Annotated in this window: 14 protein-coding genes; 10 read left to right on the top strand and 4 right to left on the bottom strand. The window is 55.8% G+C overall.

The window, feature by feature from the left end; translation table 11 throughout:
- Nucleotides 1-86: 86 nt before the first annotated feature.
- Nucleotides 87-1,436, bottom strand: coding sequence for a lysine-sensitive aspartokinase 3 (gene lysC / locus O1722_RS21735; RefSeq protein ID WP_006810501.1), 1,350 nt, complete (start codon nucleotides 1,434-1,436; stop codon nucleotides 87-89).
- 374 nt (nucleotides 1,437-1,810) lie between these two features.
- Here lysC and pgi point away from each other — a divergent pair, with 374 nt between their 5' ends.
- From pgi to psiE, 6 genes are all read left to right on the top strand, one after another.
- Nucleotides 1,811-3,460, top strand: coding sequence for a glucose-6-phosphate isomerase (gene pgi / locus O1722_RS21730; protein ID WP_003860343.1), 1,650 nt, complete (start codon nucleotides 1,811-1,813; stop codon nucleotides 3,458-3,460).
- A gap of 366 nt (nucleotides 3,461-3,826) precedes the next feature.
- Nucleotides 3,827-4,069, top strand: coding sequence for an exopolysaccharide production protein YjbE (gene yjbE, locus O1722_RS21725; RefSeq protein WP_003860341.1), 243 nt, complete (start codon nucleotides 3,827-3,829; stop codon nucleotides 4,067-4,069).
- 63 nt (nucleotides 4,070-4,132) lie between these two features.
- A complete protein-coding gene (locus O1722_RS21720; protein ID WP_017382614.1) occupies nucleotides 4,133-4,771 on the top strand; it encodes a YjbF family lipoprotein in 639 nt (212 codons plus the stop codon).
- A complete protein-coding gene (locus O1722_RS21715) occupies nucleotides 4,768-5,505 on the top strand; it encodes a capsule biosynthesis GfcC family protein (RefSeq protein ID WP_032652204.1) in 738 nt (245 codons plus the stop codon). Before O1722_RS21720 ends, O1722_RS21715 begins: the two co-directional genes overlap by 4 nt.
- The gene (locus O1722_RS21710) at nucleotides 5,505-7,601 is read left to right on the top strand and encodes a YjbH domain-containing protein (protein WP_032652206.1); all 2,097 of its coding nucleotides are present in this window, start codon (nucleotides 5,505-5,507) and stop codon (nucleotides 7,599-7,601) included. The genes O1722_RS21715 and O1722_RS21710 overlap by 1 nt, the downstream gene beginning before the upstream one ends.
- 178 nt (nucleotides 7,602-7,779) lie before the next feature.
- Nucleotides 7,780-8,190 carry a phosphate-starvation-inducible protein PsiE gene (psiE, locus tag O1722_RS21705; RefSeq protein WP_000202963.1) on the top strand — a complete coding sequence of 137 codons (411 nt, stop codon included), beginning with the start codon at nucleotides 7,780-7,782 and terminating at the stop codon, nucleotides 8,188-8,190.
- 98 nt (nucleotides 8,191-8,288) lie between these two features.
- Here psiE and malG read toward each other — a convergent pair whose 3' ends face one another.
- The 3 genes from malG to malE form a co-directional block, all read right to left on the bottom strand.
- Entirely contained in the window at nucleotides 8,289-9,179 is an 891-nt protein-coding gene (malG, locus tag O1722_RS21700) for a maltose ABC transporter permease MalG (protein WP_003860332.1), read from the bottom strand.
- Between the two features lie 14 nt (nucleotides 9,180-9,193).
- Nucleotides 9,194-10,738 carry a maltose ABC transporter permease MalF gene (gene malF, locus O1722_RS21695; protein ID WP_017694723.1) on the bottom strand — a complete coding sequence of 515 codons (1,545 nt, stop codon included), beginning with the start codon at nucleotides 10,736-10,738 and terminating at the stop codon, nucleotides 9,194-9,196.
- Nucleotides 10,739-10,859: 121 nt separating this feature from the next.
- Entirely contained in the window at nucleotides 10,860-12,050 is a 1,191-nt protein-coding gene (gene malE, locus O1722_RS21690) for a maltose/maltodextrin ABC transporter substrate-binding protein MalE (protein WP_033488120.1), read from the bottom strand.
- Between the two features lie 371 nt (nucleotides 12,051-12,421).
- Here malE and malK point away from each other — a divergent pair, with 371 nt between their 5' ends.
- The 4 genes from malK (at nucleotide 12,422) to ubiC (ending at nucleotide 16,604) form a co-directional block, all read left to right on the top strand.
- Complete coding sequence (gene malK, locus O1722_RS21685) at nucleotides 12,422-13,531, top strand: maltose/maltodextrin ABC transporter ATP-binding protein MalK (RefSeq protein ID WP_003860329.1); 1,110 nt, start codon at nucleotides 12,422-12,424, stop codon at nucleotides 13,529-13,531.
- Between the two features lie 42 nt (nucleotides 13,532-13,573).
- Entirely contained in the window at nucleotides 13,574-14,881 is a 1,308-nt protein-coding gene (locus O1722_RS21680; RefSeq protein ID WP_033488142.1) for a maltoporin, read from the top strand.
- Nucleotides 14,882-14,995: 114 nt separating this feature from the next.
- The gene (gene malM / locus O1722_RS21675) at nucleotides 14,996-15,934 is read left to right on the top strand and encodes a maltose operon protein MalM (RefSeq protein ID WP_033488121.1); all 939 of its coding nucleotides are present in this window, start codon (nucleotides 14,996-14,998) and stop codon (nucleotides 15,932-15,934) included.
- Between the two features lie 172 nt (nucleotides 15,935-16,106).
- Nucleotides 16,107-16,604, top strand: coding sequence for a chorismate lyase (gene ubiC / locus O1722_RS21670; RefSeq protein ID WP_015570175.1), 498 nt, complete (start codon nucleotides 16,107-16,109; stop codon nucleotides 16,602-16,604).
- Nucleotides 16,605-16,606: the final 2 nt, after the last annotated feature.

Below are 16,606 nucleotides of genomic sequence, written 5' to 3'. Positions count from 1 at the left end.
TCCTTGCAGTATTGTCGTGTTGTTTTGTTATAAAAAAGCCGGGTCTGTGCCCGGCTTATTGATATTGTTTATCGTGCTAACGAATTTTATTCAAACAAATTCTGATGAAGTTTCTGCACGACCTGCTCGGCCTGATCGGCAGGGACCAGGAAGCAGAGGTTGTAGCTGGACGCGCCGTAGCAAATCATGCGGATATTGAACGGGTCGAGCACGCCGAACACCTCTTTGCCCACGCCGCACGCGCGCGACAGCTTATTACCGATGATGGCCACCAGCGCCAGATCTTCTTCCACCTCCACGCGGCACAACTCGGAAAGCTCAATCAGCAGCGACTGCGTCAGCAGGGTGTCGCCGGTAGAGGTGGAGCCGGTGGTGTCGAGCGTCAGCGCGATGCTGACTTCTGACGTGGTGATCAGGTCCACGGAGATATTGTGGCGCGCCAGGATGCCAAACACTTCCGCCAGAAATCCACGGGAGTGCAGCATATTATGGCTGTGCAGGGTAACCAGCGTCTGCTTACGACGCAGGGCCAGCGCGCGGAACAGCGGTGGGTTCTCGGTTTTCTTGCAGACCAGCGTCCCGCCCGCCTTTGGATCTTTACTGGAGCCAACGAAGACCGGAATGTCGCTGCGCACGGCGGGCAGCAGGGTGGCCGGGTGCAGCACTTTCGCGCCGAAAGTCGCCATTTCAGCCGCTTCTTCAAAGGCGATCACGTCAATACGTTTTGCCGCAGAGACCACGCGCGGGTCGGTGGTGTAGATACCCGGCACGTCCGTCCAGATATCCACGCGGGTGGCGTGCAGGGCTTCACCCAGCAGGGCGGCGGTGTAGTCGCTACCGCCACGGCCCAGCGTGGTTGTGCGCCCTTTGGCTTCGCTGCCGATAAAGCCCTGGGTGATCACTATGCCTTCATCCAGGCGCGGGGCAAGCTGCTGGTTAGTCAGCTCAGCCAGGGCTTCCACGTCCGGCTCGGCGCGGCCAAAGCGGTCGCTGGTGCGCATCACTTTACGCACGTCGAACCACTGCGCCTGAATATTGCGCTCGCGCATGATCTCAACGAACAGCAGGGTGGACATCAGTTCGCCGTGGCTGACCAGTTCATCGGTCAGTGCGCTGGAGGTGGCCAGCGACGCGGCTTCTGCCAGGGTGGTGATATTTTCCAGCAGGCGTTCCACTTCCTCACGAATGACGTTCGGGTTTTGCAGACGCTCGAGAATGTCGAACTGAATTTTGCGCAGTGCATCCAGCTTCACGAAACGCTCGGTCGCTTCCAGTCCTTCAGACAGGGAAACCAGCAGGTTCGTCACGCCGGCTGAGGCGGAAAGCACCACCAGGCGGGTATTCGGATCGGCCAGCACCACATCGGCGCTGCGGTTCATGGCATCGTAGTCTGCCACACTGGTGCCGCCAAACTTGGCGACCACAAAACTCGTCATAACAACCTCGTGTCAGGGAATGAATAGAGCGACCTTGGCACAAGAATGAAGCGAGAACAGGTGCAGGCGCAAAATACGGCCCTATAAATAAAATGCGGGGGAGGTCCTGTCAATGCTGGGATTATGCGGATTTTTCATGGGGGGGTACCCCTCAGAAACAGGACTTATAACAAGCCCATATTTTATGCTCCTTTTTCCCCCTTTTTGACCAACATTTCGCCACGCCGGAAGGGCGCGACAGCAGCTATACTTTTCGGGTCTTTTCACCTGCGTTTGATGCAGACCAGGGCAATGGCATAAAAACCATCACAATTTTTATTTGCAGGCGCTACAATCGACCGCAGTCACAATTCTCAAATCAGAAGAGTATTGCTATGAAAAACATCAACCCAACGCAGACCGCTGCATGGCAGGCACTACAGAAACATTTTGATGAAATGAAAGACGTCACTATCGCGGATCTGTTCGCGAAAGATGCCGATCGTTTCAGCAAGTTTTCCGCCACCTTCGATGACCTGATGCTGGTGGATTTCTCCAAGAACCGTATCACCGAAGAGACGCTGGCGAAGCTGCAAGATCTGGCGAAAGAGACTGAGCTGGCAGATGCCATCAAATCCATGTTCTCCGGTGAGAAAATCAACCGCACCGAAGACCGTGCCGTCCTGCACGTGGCCCTGCGTAACCGTAGCAATACGCCAATTATCGTAGACGGCAAAGATGTGATGCCGGAAGTGAACGCGGTGCTGGAAAAGATGAAAACCTTCTCTGAAGCGATCATCTCAGGTAGCTGGAAAGGCTACACCGGCAAAGCGATCACCGACGTCGTAAACATCGGTATCGGCGGCTCTGACCTCGGCCCGTTCATGGTGACCGAGGCGCTGCGCCCGTACAAAAACCACCTCAACATGCACTTCGTGTCCAACGTCGATGGGACTCACATCGCTGAAGTGCTGAAAAAGGTGAACCCGGAAACCACGCTATTCCTGGTGGCCTCTAAAACCTTCACCACTCAGGAAACCATGACCAACGCCCACAGCGCGCGCGACTGGTTCCTGAAAACCGCGGGCGACGAAAAGCACGTGGCGAAACACTTTGCGGCGCTGTCCACCAACGGTAAAGCGGTGGGTGAGTTCGGTATTGATACCGCGAACATGTTTGAGTTCTGGGACTGGGTGGGCGGCCGCTACTCACTGTGGTCTGCGATCGGTCTGTCCATCATCCTGTCCGTGGGCTTCGACAACTTCGTTGAACTGCTCTCCGGCGCGCACGCGATGGACAAACACTTCTCCACCACCGCGCCTGAGAAAAACCTGCCGGTACTGCTGGCGCTGATCGGGATCTGGTACAACAACTTCTTCGGCGCTGAAACCGAAGCGATTCTGCCGTACGACCAGTACATGCACCGCTTTGCGGCCTACTTCCAGCAGGGCAACATGGAATCCAACGGCAAGTACGTTGACCGTAACGGCAACGCGGTGGATTACCAGACTGGCCCAATCATCTGGGGCGAGCCGGGCACCAACGGTCAGCACGCGTTCTACCAGCTGATCCACCAGGGCACCAAAATGGTACCGTGCGATTTCATCGCCCCGGCGATCACGCACAACCCGCTGTCCGACCACCATCCGAAGCTGCTGTCTAACTTCTTCGCCCAGACCGAAGCGCTGGCGTTCGGTAAATCCCGCGAGGTGGTTGAGCAGGAATACCGTGACCAGGGTAAAGATCCGGCTACGCTGGAGCACGTTGTGCCGTTTAAAGTGTTCGAAGGCAACCGTCCAACTAACTCCATTCTGCTGCGCGAAATCACGCCGTTCAGCCTGGGTGCGCTGATTGCCCTCTACGAGCACAAAATCTTCACTCAGGGCGCTATTCTGAACATCTTCACCTTTGACCAGTGGGGCGTTGAGCTGGGCAAACAGCTGGCAAACCGCATTCTGCCAGAGCTGGGTGACGATAAAGCGATCGACAGCCACGACAGCTCCACCAATGGTCTGATTAACCGTTATAAAGCCTGGCGTGCGTAATAAATATGTCATGAACAATGCCGGCGATATGCCGGCATTTTTTTATCGGATAATTCCTGATGTCTGTTAGTTATCTCAAATTCTGAATCTGAGTTTAATCCGAAAAAGACGGTAACCCCGTTAATTGCTGAGGTTTATTTTAAGAAAATACGGAGTGATATTTTAATGTTCTTATATTATAAATTGTTGATTTATAGTGATTATATATTTCCTTGATTCTTTTTTCCTTCCATTTTTAACCATTAGTCTGAAAACCTCATCCCTATTTACCCCCACGGTAAACCCACTGCTTTAGTTGTGTATACTCGAATCCGCCTGAATTTCTTTTCGGGCAAATCTCCATTCATTCATTGAAGGGAAATTGTTATGAAGAAAGTACTGTATGGCATTTTTGCCATATCTGCGCTTGCGGCGACGTCTGTCTATGCAGCTCCGGTCCAGGTCGGGGAAGCAGCAGGGTCGGCAGCGACGTCTGCGTCTGCGGGGAGTTCTACCGCAGCCAGCACCAGCGCCGTAAGTTCAGCCGTGGGTGTCGCGCTGGCGGCAACCGGTGGCGGTGATGGCTCCAATACCGGAACCACGACCACTACGACGACCAGCACCCAGTAATAACGGGTGTTTTAATCATAACCACACTTCGGTGTGGTTATTTCGCCCCTTCGGAGAAGAGTCGTGAAGCGACCTGCAATCATCCTGATTTGCCTGCTGTTGCAGGCGTGCTCAGCTACCACCAAAGGGCTGGGCCACTCACTGTGGGACAGCATGTTCGGCACGCCGGGCGTGCATCTGACCGATGACGAACTTCAGAACATGCCGTATGCCAGCCAGTACATGCAGCTAAACGATGGTCCGCAACTGTTTGTGGTGCTCGCTTTCGATGAAAACGGGCAGCAGAAATGGGTGACGCAGGATCAGGCCACCATCGTGACGCAGCATTCCCGCATCGTGAAAACGTTGCTCGGCGGCGACAACCTGCTTGAGGTGAACAACCTGGCTGAAGATCCGCTCATCAAGCCGAATCAGATCGTCGATGGCGCAAGCTGGACGCGCACGATGGGCTGGACCGAGCATAAACAGGTGCGCTACGCCACGGCCCGCTCCACCTTCCGCTGGGACGGTACGGACAGTGTCAAAGTGGGCAGCGACGAAACGCAGGTGCGCGTGCTGGATGAAGAAGTGACAACCGATCAGGCCACCTGGCATAACCGCTTCTGGGTGGACGAAGAGGGGCAAATCCGCCAGTCCTTACAGTATCTCGGTGCCGGTTTCTTCCCGGTGAAGGCCACCCTGATCAAGGCGGCGAAATCATGAAAATGTTCATCCACATTGCGCTTCTCGCCAGCCTGACCTCGCCGCTGGCGTGGTCTGCGGGAACGGTACAGGTCTACACCCCGGACAGCGAAAAACCTAAAACCTTAACCAATGCCGGGCATCTGCTCGATCTGGTGGGGCAGCCGAGGCTGGCGAAAAGCTGGTGGACCGGGGCGGTGATCAGCGAGCGTCAGGCGACGATCGTAGCGGAACAAAAACATCAGGCGCTGCTCGCCCGACTAAGCGGGCTGGCACAACAGGAAGATACCGACGATGCCGCTGCCATTACTAGCCTGCGTCAGCAGCTTCAGGCGGTTAAGGTGACGGGGCGCCAGAAGGTGAATCTGGATCCGGATGAGGTGCGCGTTGCGGAAAACGGCAATCCGTCGCTGGAAGGGGACTATACCCTGTGGCTTCCGGCTCAGCCTTCCACCGTCACCATGATGGGGCTTCTCAGCAGCCCTGGCAAAAAGCCGTTTACGCCGGGCCGGGACGTGGCGAGCTATCTCGACGAGCAAAGTCTGCTCAGCGGAGCGGATAACAGCTATGCCTGGGTGGTCTATCCGGACGGGCATACGCAGAAAGCGCCAGTGGCTTACTGGAATAAACGCCATATCGAACCTATGCCAGGCAGCATCATTTTTGTCGGTTTTGCCGACCATTTCTGGACGAAAGCGTATGACGGGCTTAATGCCGATATCCTTCGCTCCCTGATACAGCGGATACCGGAATAATGAAAAAAACCTATCTCTACAGCATGCTTGCACTGTGCGTGAGTTCCGCCTGTCATGCAGAAACGTATCCGGCACCCATCGGCCCGTCGCAGTCCGATTTTGGCGGCGTGGGCTTACTGCAAACCCCAACCGCGCGTATGGCCCGCGAGGGGGAAATCAGCCTTAACTATCGCGATAACGATCAGTACCGTTACTACTCTGCGTCCGTGCAGCTGTTCCCCTGGCTGGAGACCACGCTGCGCTACACCGACGTGCGTACAAAACAGTACAGCAGCGTGGATGCCTTCTCCGGCGACCAGACTTATAAAGACAAAGCTTTCGACGTGAAGCTGCGCCTGTGGGAAGAGAGCTACTGGATGCCGCAGGTCTCCGTTGGTGCGAAGGATATCGGCGGGACCGGCCTGTTTGACGCGGAATACATCGTGGCCAGCAAAGCCTGGGGACCGTTTGATTTCTCACTCGGTCTGGGATGGGGCTATCTCGGCACCAGCGGCAACGTCAAAAATCCGTTCTGTACCTACAGCGATAAATACTGCTACCGCGATAACAGCTACCAGAAAGCGGGCTCCATCAACGGGGACCAGATGTTCCACGGCCCGGCCTCGCTGTTTGGCGGCGTGGAGTATCAAACACCGTGGCAGCCGTTACGTCTGAAGCTGGAGTACGAAGGAAACGACTACTCGCAGGACTTCGCCGGGAAAATTGAGCAAAAGAGCAAGTTTAACGTCGGCGCCATTTACCGCGTCACCGACTGGGCCGACGTTAACCTCAGCTATGAGCGCGGTAATACCCTAATGTTTGGCTTTACCCTGCGCACTAACTTTAACGACATGCGGCCGCACTACAATGACAACCCGCGGCCAAAATATCAGCCGGAGCCGCAGGATGCGATCATTCAGCACTCCGTGGTAGCGAATCAGCTGACGCTGCTGAAATATAACGCGGGCCTGGCGGATCCAAAGATCCAGACCAAAGGCGATACGCTGTACGTCACCGGCGAGCAGGTAAAATACCGAGACTCCCGCGAAGGGATCGAGCGCGCCAACCGGATCGTCATGAACGATCTGCCGGAGGGGATCCGCACGATCCGCGTGACGGAGAACCGCCTCAACCTGCCGCAGGTCACAACCGAAACCGATGTTGCCAGCCTTAAGCGTCATCTTGAAGGCGAACCGCTGGGACATGAAACCGAGCTGGTACAAAAACGCGTTGAGCCGGTGGTGCCAGAGAGCACCGAGCAGGGCTGGTATATCGATAAATCCCGCTTCGATTTCCATATCGATCCGGTGCTGAACCAGTCCGTGGGTGGGCCGGAAAACTTCTACATGTATCAGCTGGGGGCGATGGCGACGGCGGATCTGTGGGTGACCGACCACCTGTTGACCACCGGTAGTCTGTTCGGCAACATTGCTAACAACTACGACAAATTTAACTACACCAACCCGCCGAACGATTCAAAACTGCCGCGCGTGCGTACCCGCGTTCGCGAATATGTGCAGAACGATATCTACGTGAATAACCTCCAGGCCAACTACTTCCAGTACTTCGGCAACGGCTTCTACGGCCAGGTTTACGGTGGCTATCTGGAAACCATGTTCGGCGGCGCCGGGGCAGAAGTGCTTTATCGTCCTGTCGACAGCAACTGGGCGTTTGGGATTGATGCTAACTACGTGAAACAGCGTGACTGGCGCAGCGCGCAGGACATGATGAAGTTCACCGACTACAGCGTCAAAACCGGCCACCTGACCGCCTACTGGACGCCGTCGTTCGCGCAGGACGTGCTGGTGAAAGCCAGCGTCGGCCAGTATCTGGCGGGTGATAAGGGCGGTACGCTGGATATCTCCAAACACTTCGACAGCGGCGTGGTGGTGGGCGGCTATGCCACCATCACCAACGTTTCGCCAGACGAGTACGGGGAAGGGGACTTCACCAAAGGGGTGTACGTGTCGATTCCGCTGGATCTGTTCTCATCAGGCCCAACCCGCAGCCGTGCGGCAGTGGGCTGGACGCCGCTGACGCGCGACGGCGGTCAGCAGCTTGGACGTAAATTCCAGCTGTATGATATGACCAGCGATAAGAACATTAACTTCCGCTGATGCTTATTTGCCCGGTGGCGCTGCGCTTACCGGGCCTACGAGAGTGTTTTTGTAGGCCGGGCAAACGCAGTGCCGCCCGGCAAGAATGTTCATCTGGACAAAACATAAACAAAAAATATAGATCCCCGTCACATTTTTGCGTTATACAGGAACCTCGCCCTGGAGAATGAGGTGCTGTATGACATCCCTGACGCGTCCGCGCGTTGAGTTTATCTCAACGATACTCCAGACCGTGCTGAACCTCGGTCTGCTGAGCCTTGGCCTGATCCTGGTCGTTTTTCTGGGTAAAGAGACGGTGCATCTGGCGGATGTGCTGTTCGCCCCTGAGCAAACCAGCAAATACGCGCTGGTGGAAGGCCTGGTGGTCTACTTTCTCTACTTTGAATTTATCGCCCTGATTGTGAAGTACTTTCAGTCCGGCTTTCACTTCCCGCTGCGCTATTTTGTCTACATTGGCATCACCGCCATTGTGCGGCTGATCATCGTCGATCATAAATCCCCGCTCGACGTGCTGATCTACTCGGCGGCGATCCTGCTGCTGGTGATCACCCTCTGGCTGTGCAACTCGAAGCGGCTGAAACGCGAATAAAAAAAAATGGCGGCCCGGAGGCCGCCGAATAACAGTCACAAGTTGGTTCAATACAATACGTCTAAAGTTGAGGGTTGCAGTGGCATAACAAATGAAACTTAACCTTTCACACCGCCCGCCGTCAGGCCGTTGACCAGCCAGCGCTGGGCCAGCAGGAACACCACGGTAATCGGGATGGCAGAGAGGACGGCCGCCGCGGCAAAGTCGCCCCACAGGTAGTTTTGCGGGTTGAGGTACTGCTGCATACCGACGGCAAGGGTGTAGCTGTTCACATCGCGCAGTAGCAGTGAGGCGACCGGGACTTCGGTGATGGCGGCGATAAACGACAGGATAAACACCACCGCCAGAATCGGCACCGACAGCGGCAGCAGCACCAGACGGAACGCCTGCCACGGTGTCGCCCCATCCAGCGCCGCCGCTTCTTCCAGCGAGCCGTCGATGGTTTCGAAATAGCCCTTGATAGTCCACACATGAAGGGCGATGCCGCCAAGATAGGCGAAGATCACGCCGCCGTGAGTGTTCAGGCCGATGAACGGCACGTACTGCCCAAGACGGTCAAACAGGGCATACAACGCCACCAGCGACAGCACGGCCGGGAACATCTGGAAAATCAGCATCCCTTTCAGCAGCGTCGCTTTGCCCGGGAAACGCATACGGGCGAAGGCGTAAGCGCAGGTGGTGGAGAGCGTCACGATGCCGATCGCAGTGATGGTCGCCACCTTCACCGAGTTCCATAGCCACAGCAGCACCGGGAACGGCGGCGGCGTGACGCGGCCATCCGCATGTTCCACGCTGAAGCCCAGCGCGAGCTTCCAGTGCTCCCAGGAGATTTCGTCCGGGATCAGGCTCCCGGTGGCGAAGTTCCCCGAGCGCAGGGAGATGGCGATAACCATCAGCAGCGGGAACATGATCGCCGCGATGAAAATCAGCAGGCCTAAGTGCGTCGCGAGGAGGCGCAGTTTCTGAGATTTGGGTTGTACCATTGCCATGTTCAGTGCCCTCCTTAGTCAAATTTCATACGTGTGGCTTTCAGGTTCACAATCGCCAGGGCGCCCACCAGCAGGAAGATCAGGGTGGCAATCGCCGCCGCCAGGCCGAAGTCCTGACCGCCGCCGCCCTCGAAGGCGATGCGGTAGGTGTAGCTCACGAGCAGGTCGGTATAGCCTGCCGGCGTGGTGGTGCCGAGACGGTCCGGGCCACCGTTGGTCAACAGCTGAATCAGCACGAAGTTGTTAAAGTTAAAGGCGAAGCTGGCGATCATCAGCGGCGTCAGCGGCTTAATGAGCAGCGGCAGGGTAATTTTGAAGAAGTTCTGGAACGGACCCGCGCCGTCCATCGCCGAGGCTTCGTACAGATCGTCCGGGATAGCCTTCAGCAGCCCCATGCACAGGATCATCATGTACGGATAACCGAGCCAGGTGTTCACGATGATAATCATCGAGCGAGCGGTGGTTGGGTCGCTGAACCAGGCCGGTTTGATACCGAACAGCGCGCTCAGCATCATGTTGATTTCACCGAAGCTCTGGTTAAACAGCCCTTTGAAAATCAGAATCGAGATAAACGACGGCACGGCGTAGGGCAGAATCAGCAGCACGCGGTAAATCGCTTTGCCTTTCAGGGACTCCCACTGCACGAGGCAGGCCAGCACCATGCCTACGGCCACGGTCAGGATCACGGTCAGCACCGAGAATACCACCGTCCAGACGAAGATGGCGAAGAACGGTTTCTGGATGCCTTCGTCGGTAAATACGCGGGTGAAGTTGTCCCAGCCGATGGTGACGGTATAGCCCGGGCTGAGTTTGTCGTCGCCCCAGCTGCCGTCGGCATTCACCGACTGATAGAAACCGATATCGTTGTTCGGACGGTACTTCACGCCGCTCTGGTTGTTGGTCAGCGTGCCGTCATCCGCCAGAGTATAAAGCGGCTGCGTGCCGGAGAACTGGCGCAGCGAGCTCATGGTCACTTTGCTTTCGTCTGGCAGCACGGCGGTGAGCTGGGTCAGCGCCTGACGATTCTGGGTAATGATACGCAGGTTCGCACGTTCACCTTCCGGCAGGGCCGCAGCCTCTTTTAAGGCCAGCTTCTGCTCGCCGCCAAATTTGAACGCGTCGGAAAGATAGGTTTTGCCGCTCTCACCGTCAGTGAGCGCTAACTTCCACTCGTCACCCGTGGGATACAGGCCGAAGTTAAAGGTTTTACCCGCCTGGTAAGAACGATCCAGAAGCACCTGGGTGGCACGCTCCTGCGCGAGCTGGTTGGTGCTGCTGTAGTTGGTAAAGGCAATCGCGATGGTGCAGATCAGCGGAAAGAGGACAAACAGCCCCATCCCGGCAACGCCCGGGTAGACATAGCGCCAGGCGTACGCTTTACGGTTGGCGAAAATATACAGGCCAACCGAGCTTAAAATCAGCGTCATGATGGCAAACAGGTATTCCCCTTGCACGTACATTAAAACAACAAGGTAACCCACCAGCAGACACAGCAGACCTATCACTGACCACTTCAGTGCGTCGCTTTGCCACCAGTGTTTCTTTTTAATGACATCCATGGGGTTCTTCCTCTACAACGGTGGAAACTTATCGTCAGGTGGCGCTGCGCTTACCTGACCTACGGATCGTGCCGTAGTCGTAGGGCGGGTAAGCGCACGCGCCACCCGCCGTTTTTCAGACTTACTTAGTAATACGGCCCTGAGCATCTTTCAGTGCGGCATCGACAGTCTGGCGACCGCTTGCAGCGTTGATGACCGCGGTACGGGTGGCGTACCAGAACGCAGCCATCTGTGGGATGTTCGGCATGATTTCGCCTTTCTGGGCGTTATCCATGGTGGCCGCAATACGCGGATCTTTCGCCAGCTGATCCTGGAAGGATTTCAGCGCAACGGCGCCCAGCGGCTTGTCCTTGTTCACTTCATCCAGACCCTGATCGGTCAGCAGGTAGTTTTCGAGGAATTCTTTCGCCAGCTCTTTGTTCGGGCTGGCGGCGTTGATGCCTGCGCTCAGCACGCCCACGAACGGTTTAGACGGCTTGCCGTTGAAGGTTGGCAGCAGGGTCACGCCGTAGTTGATTTTGCTCTTGTCGATGTTGGTCCAGGCCCACGGACCATTGATGGTCATCGCGGTTTCGCCTTTGTTGAACGCCGCTTCCGCGATGGAGTAGTCGGTATCCGCATTCATGTATTTGTTCTTGATGAGGTCAACCAGGAAGGTCAGACCCGCTTTCGCACCTGCGTTGTCCACGCCCACGTCTTTCACGTCATATTTGCCGTTTTCAAACTTGAACGCGTAACCGCCGTCGGCAGCAATCAGCGGCCAGGTGAAGTACGGCTCTTGCAGGTTGAACATCAGGGCGGATTTACCTTTCGCCTTCAGCTCTTTATCCAGAGCAGGGATCTCTTCCCAGGTCTTCGGCGGGTTTGGCACCAGGTCTTTGTTGTAAATCAGAGACAGCGCTTCAACCGCGATTGGGTAAGCGATCAGCTTGCCGTTATAGCGAACGGCGTCCCAGGTGAACGGGAACAGTTTGTCCTGGAAGGCTTTGTCTGGCGTAACTTCTGCCAGCAGGCCAGACTGCGCGTAGCCCCCGAAACGGTCATGCGCCCAGAAGATAATGTCCGGACCATCGCCAGTTGCCGCAACCTGCGGGAACTTCTCTTCCAGTTTGTCCGGGTGTTCTACGGTGACTTTGATACCGGTGTCTTTCTCGAATTTTTTGCCCACTTCGGCCAGACCGTTATAGCCCTTGTCGCCGTTAATCCAGATAACCAGCTTACCTTCTTCAATTTTGGCGAGAGCCGGTGCGGAAATCATCATTGCTGCGAGGGCGGACAATGCGAAAACGCGTGCGCCAGTCTTGATCTTCATATCTGCCATCCTTTATTGGTGATGTGCTCGTGGATACATAAGGTGGTTCAACGTGACTCAGTCTCCTTATTTGACATCCTCTTTCCATCCTCCCAGTCCCTACGCCCCACCCCCTGTTTGTGTGATCCCTGTAACATAAATTTAAGTTATGAGTGCTGGCGCACATAAAAACCCACTGATTTTTGCAGGCCGCTTCACGATTTTCGCCTCAGCCCCTCCGCTGCGGTCGCAGAGCCTGCTCTCTCATCCTCCCGCCTCCTCCCCCATAAAAAAGCCGGGGGGTGGAGGATTCACGAAAGTAATGGAACACGCATAGTGAACTTATCTTGAATGTTTCTGTCGGTGACAGGTTGTAACGAAGGGAGAAGGGCATGGCGAGCGTACAGCTGCGTAATGTAACGAAAGCCTGGGGCGACGTAGTGGTGTCAAAAGACATCAATCTGGACATCCACGAAGGTGAGTTTGTGGTGTTCGTGGGTCCATCAGGCTGTGGTAAATCGACTCTGCTGCGTATGATTGCCGGTCTTGAAACCATCACCAGTGGCGATTTATTTATTGGTGATACCCGAATGAACGACATCCCGCCAGCCGAACGCGGCGTGGGCATGGTGTTCCAGTCTTATGCCCTTTATCCGCATCTTTCCGTTGCCGAGAACATGTCCTTTGGCCTGAAGCTGGCCGGCGCGAAAAAAGAGACCATTAACCAGCGCGTCACCCAGGTGGCGGAAGTGCTCCAGCTGGCACATCTGCTGGAGCGTAAACCGAAGGCGCTCTCCGGTGGTCAGCGTCAGCGTGTGGCGATCGGCCGTACGCTGGTGGCCGAGCCGCGCGTGTTCCTGCTCGATGAACCGCTTTCTAACCTGGATGCCGCCCTGCGCGTCCAGATGCGTATCGAAATCTCCCGTCTGCACAAACGCCTTGGACGCACGATGATTTACGTCACCCACGATCAGGTCGAAGCGATGACGCTGGCCGACAAAATCGTGGTGCTGGACGCCGGTCGCGTGGCGCAGGTGGGCAAACCGCTGGAGCTGTATCACTACCCGGCAGACCGCTTTGTTGCGGGCTTCATTGGCTCGCCAAAGATGAACTTCCTGCCCGTAAAAGTGACCGCGACGGCAATCGAACAGGTACAGGTGGAGCTGCCAAACCGTCAGCAAGTCTGGCTGCCGGTCGACAGCGCCAACGTACAGGTGGGGGCCAATATGTCCCTCGGTATCCGCCCTGAGCATTTACTGCCGAGCCACATCGCTGATGTGACGCTGGAAGGTGAAGTTCAGGTCGTCGAACAGCTTGGTCACGAAACACAGATTCATATCCAGATCCCCGCCATCCGTCAGAACCTGGTCTACCGCCAGAATGACGTGGTGTTGGTAGAAGAGGGTGCCACATTCGCTATCGGTTTGCCGCCAGAGCGCTGCCATCTGTTCCGTGAGGATGGCACTGCATGTCGTCGGTTGCACAAAGAGCCAGGCGTTTAAGCATTCCAATTACAAAGAAAAGCAATGATCTCAGGAGATAGAATAATGATTACTCTGCGCAAAGTCCCTCTGGCTGTCGCCATTGCGGCAGGCATCCTGTCTGCCCAGGCGGGCGCCGTAGACTTTAAAGGTTATGCTCGTTCCGGCATTGGCTGGACCGGAAGTGGCGGTGAACAACAATGTTTCCAGGCAACAGGCGCACAAAGTAAATACCGTCTCGGTAACGAATGTGAAACCTACGCCGAACTGAAACTGGGCCAGGAAGTGTGGAAAGAAGGCGACAAAAGCTTCTATTTCGACACCAACGTAGCGTACTCCGTTTCTCAACAGAATGACTGGGAATCCACCAGCCCGGCCTTCCGTGAAGCTAACGTGCAGGGTAAAAACCTGATTGAATGGCTGCCAGGCTCTACCATCTGGGCCGGTAAGCGCTTCTATCAGCGTCATGACGTACACATGATCGACTTCTACTACTGGGATATCTCTGGTCCTGGTGCCGGTATTGAAAACATCGATCTGGGCTTTGGTAAACTCTCTCTGGCAGCGACCCGTTCTTCTGAGTCCGGCGGTTCTGCAACCTTCGCCGATCGTAATGCGGACGGCGACCGTATTTATGACAATATTGTACCAAACGATGTCTTCGACGTTCGCTTAGCCGGTCTGGAAACCAACCCGGGCGGTACGCTGGAGCTGGGCGTTGACTACGGTCATACCAACATTCCTGACGACTACTACCTGCAACCTGGCGCCTCTAAAGATGGCTGGCTGTTCACCGCTGAACACACCCAGAGCATGATGAAAGGCTTCAACAAGTTCGTACTGCAATACGGTACGGATTCCATGACCTCTAACGGTAAAGGTATTCCACAGGGCGGCAGCATCGATAACGACGGCTCTATGTGGCGCGTGCTGGATCACGGTGCAATCACCCTGGCAGACCGTTGGGACCTGATGTACGTCGGTATGTACCAGAACATCGATCGTGACAACAACAACGGTACCGAGTGGTGGACCGTGGGTGTTCGTCCAATGTTCAAATGGACGCCGATCATGAGCACCTTGCTGGAAGTGGGCTACGACAACGTCAAGTCTCAGAAAACTGACGACAAAAACAGCCAGTACAAAATCACCCTGGCACAGCAATGGCAGGCAGGCGACAGCATCTGGTCCCGTCCGGCTATCCGTGTCTTCGCAACCTACGCGAAGTGGGATGAGAAATGGGGCTACGCGAACAACGGCGATACGGGCTACACCTCTGGCGTAGCGTATAGCGACACCTCCGCGAAAACCTTCAGCCGTGGCGACAACGATGAGTGGACCTTCGGCGCCCAGATGGAAATCTGGTGGTAATTCGTCAAGCCTGACGTAATGACCTGAAAAGAGGGGCGCAAGCCCCTCTCTCCTTAGGGTGCTGCGCGCTATTGCCTGGCCACCGCAGTGCTCACGCTATCAGAGGTAATAACAATGAAAATGAAGAAAAGTCTCGTCGCGCTGTGCCTCTCTGCGGGGCTGTTGGCCTGTGCGCCTGCGGTCACCTTTGCAGATGTGAATTTTGTTCCTCAAAATACCAGCGCTGCGCCAGCTATTCCGGCTGCGGCACTACAGCAACTGGTGTGGACGCCAGTTGATCAATCGAAAGCACAAACTACCCAGCTTTCAGCGGGGGGCCAGTCACTGAACGTGCCGGGTATCAGCGGTCCGGTCGCGGCTTTCAGCGTGCCGGCGAATATCGGCGAGCTGACCCTGACGTTGACCAGTGAAGTCAATAAACAGACCAGCGTCTTCGCGCCTAACGTGCTGATCCTCGATCAGAACATGACGCCATCCGCGTTCTTCCCAAGTGACTATTTCAGCTATCAGGAGCCTGGCGTCATGAGCGCCGATCGGCTGGAAGGCGTTATGCGCCTGACGCCAGCCCTGGGTCAGCAGAAGATTTATGTCCTGGTGTTCACGACTGAAAAAGATCTGCAACAGACAACGAAGCTTGTTGACCCGGCAAAAGCCTATGCGAAAGGCACGGGGAACTCTGTCCCGGATATTCCGGACCCGCTTGCCCGTCATACCACCGATGGTCTGATCAAGCTGAAAGTCTCCACCAACAGCGCCTCCAGCGTACTCGTAGGCCCGCTGTTTGGCTCATCTGGCCCGGGTCCGGTAACGGTGGGTAATACTGCCGCGCCTGTGTACGCTGCGCCAGCCGCAGCACCGGCCGCAGCCCCGGCCTCGGCGAAAAAAGCCGAGCCCGTGCTTAACGATACTGAAACTTACTTTAACAACGCCATCAAGCAGGCGGTTAAAAACGGCGATGTCGATAAAGCGCTGAAACTGCTTGATGAAGCCGAGCGTTTAGGTTCAACCACTGCCCGTTCCACCTTTATCAGCAGTGTAAAAGGCAAGGGGTAACCGTCTCCCCACAGTGCTGATTTTGTTAGTCGTTTAGTGCGCCTTCACGGGCGCACTTTTTTTGGCTAAGTTGCACCATTGTTGCGATAGTGATCGCTAAATTTGGTTTGTCCGTCCTCATTTTGCCAATCTGCGATACAATGCCTTTACGTTATGTATCGGAGAGTCTGGCATGTCACACCCCGCGCTAACGCAGCTGCGTGCGCTACGCTATTTCGACCAAATACCCGCGCTTGACCCGGAGCAACTGGACTGGCTGTTGCTGGAAGATTCCATGACAAAACGTTTTGAGCAACAGGGTAAAACGGTCACGGTGACGATGATTCAGGAAGGGTTTGTCTCGCCTGCGGAGATTGCCAGCGAGCTGCCGCTGCTGCCGCAAGAAGAACGCTACTGGCTGCGTGAAATTTTACTGTGTGCCGATGGCGAGCCGTGGCTTGCCGGGCGGACGGTGGTTCCTGAGTCTACACTTTCCGGGCCGGAGCTGGCATTGCAACGCCTCGGCAAAACGCCCCTGGGGCGCTATCTGTTCACCTCGTCTGAACTGACCCGTGATTTTATTGAAATTGGTTGCGATGCCGATTTGTGGGGGCGCCGTTCCCGCCTTCGTTTGAGTGGCAAGCCGTTAATACTGACGGAACTTTTTTTGCCTGCATCGCCGTTGTACTAAGA

The organism is Enterobacter cloacae complex sp. HYC003_NIDB, from assembly GCF_056673375.1.
This window is presented reverse-complemented; position numbering and strand designations above follow the sequence as displayed.

Coding starts and splice junctions, on each gene's coding strand:
- lysC (WP_006810501.1), bottom strand. CDS start 1,436: ATGACGAGTTTTGTGGTCGCCAAGTTTGGCGGCACCAGTGTGGCAGAC.
- pgi (WP_003860343.1), top strand. CDS start 1,811: ATGAAAAACATCAACCCAACGCAGACCGCTGCATGGCAGGCACTACAG.
- yjbE (WP_003860341.1), top strand. CDS start 3,827: ATGAAGAAAGTACTGTATGGCATTTTTGCCATATCTGCGCTTGCGGCG.
- O1722_RS21715 (WP_032652204.1), top strand. CDS start 4,768: ATGAAAATGTTCATCCACATTGCGCTTCTCGCCAGCCTGACCTCGCCG.
- O1722_RS21710 (WP_032652206.1), top strand. CDS start 5,505: ATGAAAAAAACCTATCTCTACAGCATGCTTGCACTGTGCGTGAGTTCC.
- psiE (WP_000202963.1), top strand. CDS start 7,780: ATGACATCCCTGACGCGTCCGCGCGTTGAGTTTATCTCAACGATACTC.
- malG (WP_003860332.1), bottom strand. CDS start 9,179: ATGGCAATGGTACAACCCAAATCTCAGAAACTGCGCCTCCTCGCGACG.
- malF (WP_017694723.1), bottom strand. CDS start 10,738: ATGGATGTCATTAAAAAGAAACACTGGTGGCAAAGCGACGCACTGAAG.
- malE (WP_033488120.1), bottom strand. CDS start 12,050: ATGAAGATCAAGACTGGCGCACGCGTTTTCGCATTGTCCGCCCTCGCA.
- malK (WP_003860329.1), top strand. CDS start 12,422: ATGGCGAGCGTACAGCTGCGTAATGTAACGAAAGCCTGGGGCGACGTA.
- malM (WP_033488121.1), top strand. CDS start 14,996: ATGAAAATGAAGAAAAGTCTCGTCGCGCTGTGCCTCTCTGCGGGGCTG.
- ubiC (WP_015570175.1), top strand. CDS start 16,107: ATGTCACACCCCGCGCTAACGCAGCTGCGTGCGCTACGCTATTTCGAC.